Source organism: Massilia sp. CCM 8734 (assembly GCF_011682155.1).
Classification (GTDB): Bacteria; Pseudomonadota; Gammaproteobacteria; order Burkholderiales; family Burkholderiaceae_D; genus Telluria_A; species Telluria_A rubra.
The window spans coordinates 71,630-78,631 of sequence record NZ_WHJI01000039.1 but is presented as its reverse complement, the minus strand read 5'-3'; the positions used below and the strand labels follow the sequence as shown (position 1 = coordinate 78,631).

Genomic DNA, 7,002 nt, shown 5'->3' with positions numbered 1-7,002 from the left:
TAGCTGGGCGAGGCCAGATTTTGACGATTTCGCAGTGCCAATAGCGAGCTATTGGCCGAGAAAGCGGCGAAATATGGACCGTTCCAGGTATTTTTGCAGCCGACGATCCCAAGTCCGACAGGCTGCTAGACGCCCGCCCGGGAGGCGGCCAGTCGCGCCAGCCGGCCGCGCGCGCCGGCGTCGGCGCGCGCGAAGCCGGATCACATCCGCAGCAAGCCCTGGCGCCGCGCTTCGAATACCGCCTCCGTGCGTGAGCTGGCAAACAACTTGTTGAGGATGTTCTTCACGTGCGTTTGCACGGTGCGAAATGAGATCTCGAGCAGCTTCGCCACTTCCTTGTCGCTGCTGCCGCGGGCCACCAGCTCCAGGATGATCGTCTCCCTGCGCGTGAGCTTGGGCTGCCCCGGTCCGCCCGCCGCTTTGGCTTGGCGCGGGCGCTCCAGGCGGGCACGCTCGATGATCTTGCGGCCGATTTCCGGACTGATGGGCGAGCCGCCCGCGTGCAGTTCCAGCACCGCCGCGCCCAAGTCCGGCAGCGCGCGCCGCCCGCACAGGAAGCCCGAGGCGCCTGCGTCGATGCAGTCGTACACGCTCGCTTCGTCGCACAGCGCCGACAGCGCCAGGATGCCGCAGCGCGGATGCAGGCGCGCGCACAGTTCGATGATGTCGAGGGCCCCGCGCTCGGGCAGGTCGATGTCGACGATGAGCACGTCGGGCGCGGCGCGCTGCAGCCAGGCGAGCGCCGACGCTCCATCGGCGAATTCGCCGGCCAGCGCGATGTCCGGGGCGGCCAGCAGCACCAGGCGTTGCGCGGTCCTGAGCATGGCGCAGTGTTCAATGATGGCGACTTTGATGGGCATGATGGTTCCAGTGTGGATTCGGATGGGTCAAAACTGCTTGCGTTGATCCAGCCATGCCTGAAGCTGTTCGTGGCGCAGCAGCGTGCGGCGGGCCGACAGATAGCTCGGCACCTCCACCACCAGGCCGTCGACCTGGGCGCGCGCCGTGCCCTGCGCGCGCGCCGCCTCGAACGCCAGCGCGTGGCGCCTGGCCAGCGCGATCGTGTCGGGCGAGGGCGTCAGGTGGCGGTTGGTCAGCGCGACGTGGGCCGCGTTGACGACCGCCTTTGCGCGGTAGCCGATCGCGCAGCCGGTTTGCATGTCCGCCTCGGCGCCGTCGCTGTCGGCAAACGTGTACGGGCAGTCGATGGCGCGCACGCCGGCGGCGGCGCATTCGAGCAGGAAGCGCGAGCGCGGATAATGCAGTTCGGTGCCCTCGCGGCTGCGGTTGGCGTCCAGGTCGGCCACCATGTCCTCGGTCGCCACCAGCATGGCCTCGATGCGCGCGCTGGCGTGGGCGATGTCGATCGCGCGCACGATGCCGATCGCCGTTTCGATATTCGGCACGATGCGGGTGCTGCCGGCCTGGATGCCGTGCAGCGCTTCGAGCCGGCCGATTTCCTGGTCGAGCTCGCGCACCTGGGCCACGCTCTCGACCTTGGACATCATCACGATGGCGGGCCGGCCGGCCATCACGCCGAGCAGGTCGTCGTAGCCGCAGCTGTCGAGCGGATTGACGCGCACCGCAGGGATCACGCCGCGCGCGCGCCAGGCTGCATACGCCTGCGCCGCCAGCGCGCGCGCCTGCGGGCGCAGCTCGGGCGGGGTGAAGTCCTCCAGTTCCTGCACGATGACGTCGGCGCCGCTGGCGGCCGCCTCGGTCATGAGGTCCAGGTCCATGCCGGGCACGAACAGCCAGGAGCGCGCGAGGGCGAGGGAATTGTCGGGTGATATAGCCATGCTTGTATCCTTGCAAATGAATGAGGGGGGAAAACGGCGGGCGCGCGCGGCTCCGGTACGCCGGCTGATCGGGCGCGCGCCATGCAACATGCCGTTCGGGTGGCGCAGGGAATCAGGCCATCGACAGGCCGCCGTCGACCGCCATCGTGGTTCCGCTGACGAAAGAGGATTTCTCGGACAGGTACCAGACGATGGCCTCGGCCGCCTCCGCCGCCGTGCCCTCGCGGCGCAGGGCGGTCATGCCATGCAGGCGCTCGATGTGGCCGGGCGCGGCGGTGGTGCGGTCGAGCATCGGGGTGCGGATCACGGCCGGCGCGATGCAGTTGACGGTGATGCCGCGCGGGCCCAGCTCGCGCGCCATGGTCTTGCTCATGGCGATCACGCCGCCCTTGCTGGCGGCGTAGGCGATCGTGCCCGCCAGGCCACCGCCGCGCAGCCCGGCCACGCTCGAGACGGTGCAGATGCGCCCGCCGGTCCGCATGTGCGCCGCCGCCGCCTTGATCGGCAGGAAGCTGCCGAGCAGGTTGACGCCGACGACCTGCATGAAGCGCGCGGCGTCGAGCTCGGCCAGCGCGCTGGTGTCGACGATGCCGGCGCAGGTGGCCAGCGCGTCGATGCGGCCGCGCCAGGCCATGATGTCGGCGAACACGTGCGCCACCGCGTCCTCGTCGCAGACGTCGAGCCGGAAGGCCCGCCGGGCGCCGCCCGCGCCGGTGTCCGGCCCGGCCAGCGGCACCTCGTCGCGGTCCAGGCAGGCCACGTCGTAACCGTCCCTGGCCAGCGCCGCCGCCGTGGCCGCGCCGATGCCGGCGGCGGCGCCGGTGACCACTGCCACCTGGCGTTGCGCGGCGTGCGGGAAGGGGGCGGCCATGCTCACGCCGGCGTCAGGATCGACGGGCGCGCCGCGAGGTCGGGCGCCACCCAGCCGTTCAGGTCGTACTCGGACATGCACTGGTCGACCATCGACTTCATCCGAGCCGACAGGCCGGTCGCGTTGGCGATCGTCAGCGTGTCGAGGCGGCTCTTCTCGTAGCTGCCCGAGTAATTGAGCTCGTACAGCTCGTGGCGGGAACCGAATTCGGAGCCGACCGCGTCCCACAGCAGTTTCATCAGCTTGACCCGCTCGACCGCGTCGACGCCGTCGGCGCCGCGCACGTAGCGGTCCAGGAAGGGGCGCAGCTCGGGCTGCTGGAAGTCGGCCGCGTGCGACGGCAGATAGATGAGCGAACTGGCGACGGTCTTGCGGATCAGGTTGATGACGCGGCTGTAGGCGTCGCCGGCGCTGGCGCGGTAGGCCAGCGCCGACTCCAGGTTCGGCAGCACGTACTGGCCGCACCAGGGCTCGGCCTTCCAGGCCATCGAATCGGACAGGCCCCACAGCATGTGGCGCAGCGCGATCGCCTCGCCCACCGCGCCCTGCACGCCCTGGAAGCCCTTGGTGCCGGCGATCTCGACCGCCTTCAGGAACAGGCCGCAGATGAAGTCGAACTTGACCGCCAGCCGGGTGCAGCCGTGCATCAGGGTGCGGCCGAAGAAGCCCGAGTGCTCGATGAACTTGTTCGACATCTCGACGCCGTACATGAACACGTCCTTCCACGGGATGAAGACGCGGTCGAGCACCAGGATGGAGTCGTTCTCGTCCATGCGGCTCGACAGCGGATGGTCGAACGGCGTGCCGGTCAGGCCGGCGGCCAGCTCGTAGGACTTGCGGCAGATGATCTTGACGCCGGGCGCGTTGGTCGCGACCATGAACACCGGCGAGAACTTCTTCTCCTGGTACATCACGTTGTAGTGGGCCACGAAGGTGAAGTGGGTCAGCGCGGCGCCGGTGGCGACGACCTTGGCGCCGCTGATGATCAGCCCGTCCGGGGTCTCCTCCTCGACGTGGATGAACACGTTCGAATGGTTCGGGTCGAGGTGGCGGTCGACCGGCGGGTTGACCACCGCGTGATTGATGTAGGGCAGGCGCTCGCGCGCCAGGTCGTACCAGCGCGCCGCGTTCTCGCTGTACTCGCCGTACAGCGCGCGGTTGGCGCCGAAGGTGCCGATCCAGGCGGCCTTGAAGTCGGGCGTGCGGCCCATCCAGCCGTAGGACAGGCGGGCCGTCTCGGCGATCGCGTCGCGCGCCAGGATCTGTTCCTCGGCCGAGCGCGGCGCCTGGAAGAAGCGGTGGCCGCGCAGGCCGCTGCCGTTGTCCAGTTCGATGGTCAGCGTCTCGCGCTTGGCCGGATCGTGCAGCGCGTCGTAGAAGCGCGCGATCATGCGCGCGCTGTTGCGGAAGGCCGGGTGCTCGGCCACGTTGCTCACTTTTTCCCCGTTGAGCCATACCTCGCGCCCGTCGTCGAGGCTGGCCAGATATTCCGCGCCGGTGTACATCGCGTTGCCCGCCGGGTGTTCGCCGCCGGGTGGCTGGTTGCTGAAGTCTTGTTTCATAATCATCTCCGTATGGATTCTAAGCGTGGGGGAATTCAAGCCGGCGCGATAAGCCAGGAATATATTGCCGGTCGACCGTCGATATTCATAACCGGGCGGCCTATAATGCGGCCGGGGGGATAAGTGGTCCTTATCCGTGCGCGAGGGTTTCTCGACTCCATTTATTAATGGTGCCGATATACGTCCCGGTTAATTGCCGGCTCTTCGTCCTTGATGAGGACGAGGGAAATTATAAATTTGGCAAACAAGCGTATCAACTCGCGTTCGTTTGGCACGGGCGGGGAGGAGGGGGATTTTGGCGCCCGGATCGCTTACCGGAGGGCGCTGGGAGACAGGCGAACGCCGGGTAAAAATACCCGATTCGCATGGCCGAAAGCCAGCCTGGACATGCGGCTTGGCAAGGCTTTTGTCCAGTAGCACATTCAAGTTCGAGCAACTACTCGCGTTTGCGGGGCCCGGCCCGGGCGCCAGGGCGGCGCGCCAAGGCGGAGCGCCAAGGCGGAGCGCCGGGCCGTGGGCGGGCGAAATGCTAGCAGCCTGTCGGACTTGGGATCGTCGGCTGCAAAAATACCTGGGACGGTCCATATTTCGCCGCTTTCTCGGCCAATAGCTCGCTATTGGCACTGCGAAATCGTCAAAATCTGGCCTCGCCCAGCTATTTTTTCGCTTCGACTCTCCAAGTCCGACAGGCTGCTAGGACCGGAAGTCGGCGGCGCCGCGTTTCCAATACCCTTTGGCGCGGACATGATTGCCGTCGAGCGCCCATTTTTCGTGCAGCAAGGCACGCACCGTCACCACGCCGCCCGCCTCGCCGGCCACCCAGGCCTGGCCCGCTCCCGGCGGGCGCGCCAGCCCGTCGAGCGCCTTGGCCAGCGCGTCGTCGCCGGGGCCGCGCGCGACCCAGTGCAGGCGCATCAGCGGGCCGGCGAAGAACGCCTCGTGCTCGCCGGGGCGGTCGGCCTCGATCAGCACGATGCCGGGCAGGTCGGCCGGCACATGGGCGAGGATGGCCTGGATCGCCGGCAAGGCGGTCTCGTCGCCGGCCAGCACGAGCCATTGCGCGTCGGGCATCAGGGTGAAGCCGCCGTCGCGCGGCCCGGCGAACGCCACCCGGTCGCCGGGCCGGGCCGCCTCGGCCCAGCTCGAAGCCGGGCCGGCCTCGTGGATGACGAAATCGACGTCGAAGCTGCCCTTGCCCAGGTCGAAGCGGCGCAGCGTGTAGGCGCGCCCGACGCTGTCGCCGGCGGGGCGCGGCACGAACAGCTTGATCCAGGCGCCGGGCGCCTGGGCCGCTTCGGCGCGGATGAACATGGCCGCATCGTCGCCGCCGAAGGTCAGCCGGATCCGCGCCGAACTGAGCTGTTCACGGGCGGTGACGACGGCCCGCAGCCGCGGCCGGGCTGGTTTGGCGCTGACTTGCCCGCTGACTTGCCCGGTCGCCTGCTCCGGCACTGGCGCCCCCGACATTCAGGACGCCTCCGCCGGCGCCGACGCCAGCAGGCGCACGGCGACCAGCGAGGCCAGCCCGACGCAGGCGGCGCCGGCCAGATAGACCGCGCTGATGCCGGCGACGTTGGCCAGCGCGCCGGCCAGCGGGCCGGTGACGGCCAGCGAAATGTCGAGGAAGGCCACGTACGCGCCCATCGCCGCGCCGCGGCTCTGGGGCGGGGTGCGCTTGACCGCCTCGACGCCGAAGCCGGGGAAGGCCAGCGAATAGCCGAAACCGGTCAGGGCCGCGCCCAGGTAGGCCAGCAGCGGCGCCTCGGCGCGCCAGATGAAGACTTGGCCGAGCACTTCGATCAGCACGCACACCAGGGCGACCTTGGCGCCGCCGATCTTGTCCGGCAGGTGGCCGAACAGCAGACGGGCCCCGATGAACCCGACGCCGAACGCGGTGAAGGCCAGCGACGGGCTGCCCCATTGCTTGGTCGCGAACAAGAGCGACACGAAGGCCGTGATCACGCCGAAGCCGACGCTCGACAGCGCCAGTCCGGCGCCGGGCAGCCAGACCATGCCGAGCACCTTGTAGAACGGAACGCGGCGCAGCTTGCCGGGCGCGATGGCGTCCACGTTCAACAGCATGACCATGGCCAGCAGCGGCGCGAGCATGCCGGCCGCGGCGATGCCGCTGAAGCCGAAGGTCTTGTAGATCGCCATGCCGGCCGGCGCGCCGGCGGCGTAGGCGCCGTACATGGCGATGCCGACCCAGGCCATGACCTTGCCGGCGCGCTGGGGGCCGACCAGGCCGACGCCCCAGCTCAGGGCGCCGGTGACGATGAGGCTTTCGGCGCAGCCGAGCAGGACGCGCCCGACGATCAGCACGGCGACCGACAACTGCGGCTGGTCCACCCAATACAGCGAGAGGAAATAGACCAGGGCGGAGGCGATGCCGATCCCGAAACCGGTCATCACCGCGCGTTTCGAGCCGCGCGTGTCGGACAGGGCGCCGGCCCACGCGCGCGTGAGCAGCGCGGCCGCGAATTGGGCGCCGGCGACGATGCCGACCATCAGGGTGCTCATGCCGAGCTGGCCGTGCACGTGCAGGGGCAGCACGGGCAGGGCGATGCCGATCGTCATGAAGCTGACAAAAACGGCCAGTACTATCGGCGCTAGTTGTTGCAGGACGCTTTGCTCGCCCGCGCTGGTCATTGCCGGCGGAGAGTTTGCTGTTGGCTTGTGCGAAGTCATGTATATTCTTTCATCGGGCGTTTATTACCAGGTTGAAATGTTCAACTATTAATAATTGATGTGATTTACCCATATCGGGTAG

Annotated in this window: 6 protein-coding genes; all 6 read right to left on the bottom strand. The window is 68.6% G+C overall.

What is annotated here, in order from left to right; translation table 11 throughout:
• Positions 1-200 precede the first annotated feature (200 nt).
• The gene (locus tag F2P46_RS27925) at positions 201-860 is read right to left on the bottom strand and encodes a response regulator transcription factor (protein ID WP_166896401.1); all 660 of its coding nucleotides are present in this window, start codon (positions 858-860) and stop codon (positions 201-203) included.
• Between the two features lie 27 nt (positions 861-887).
• Positions 888-1,799 carry a CoA ester lyase gene (locus F2P46_RS27920; protein WP_166896399.1) on the bottom strand — a complete coding sequence of 304 codons (912 nt, stop codon included), beginning with the start codon at positions 1,797-1,799 and terminating at the stop codon, positions 888-890.
• Between the two features lie 112 nt (positions 1,800-1,911).
• A complete protein-coding gene (locus F2P46_RS27915) occupies positions 1,912-2,670 on the bottom strand; it encodes an SDR family oxidoreductase (protein WP_166896397.1) in 759 nt (252 codons plus the stop codon).
• Between the two features lie 2 nt (positions 2,671-2,672).
• Positions 2,673-4,232 (bottom strand): 4-hydroxyphenylacetate 3-hydroxylase family protein, encoded by a 1,560-nt coding sequence (locus F2P46_RS27910; protein WP_208296803.1) that lies wholly within the window; start codon positions 4,230-4,232, stop codon positions 2,673-2,675.
• A 693-nt stretch (positions 4,233-4,925) separates the two neighbouring features.
• The gene (locus F2P46_RS27905) at positions 4,926-5,699 is read right to left on the bottom strand and encodes a siderophore-interacting protein (protein WP_166896393.1); all 774 of its coding nucleotides are present in this window, start codon (positions 5,697-5,699) and stop codon (positions 4,926-4,928) included.
• Positions 5,700-6,920 carry an arabinose transporter gene (locus F2P46_RS27900; RefSeq protein ID WP_166896391.1) on the bottom strand — a complete coding sequence of 407 codons (1,221 nt, stop codon included), beginning with the start codon at positions 6,918-6,920 and terminating at the stop codon, positions 5,700-5,702.
• Positions 6,921-7,002: the final 82 nt, after the last annotated feature.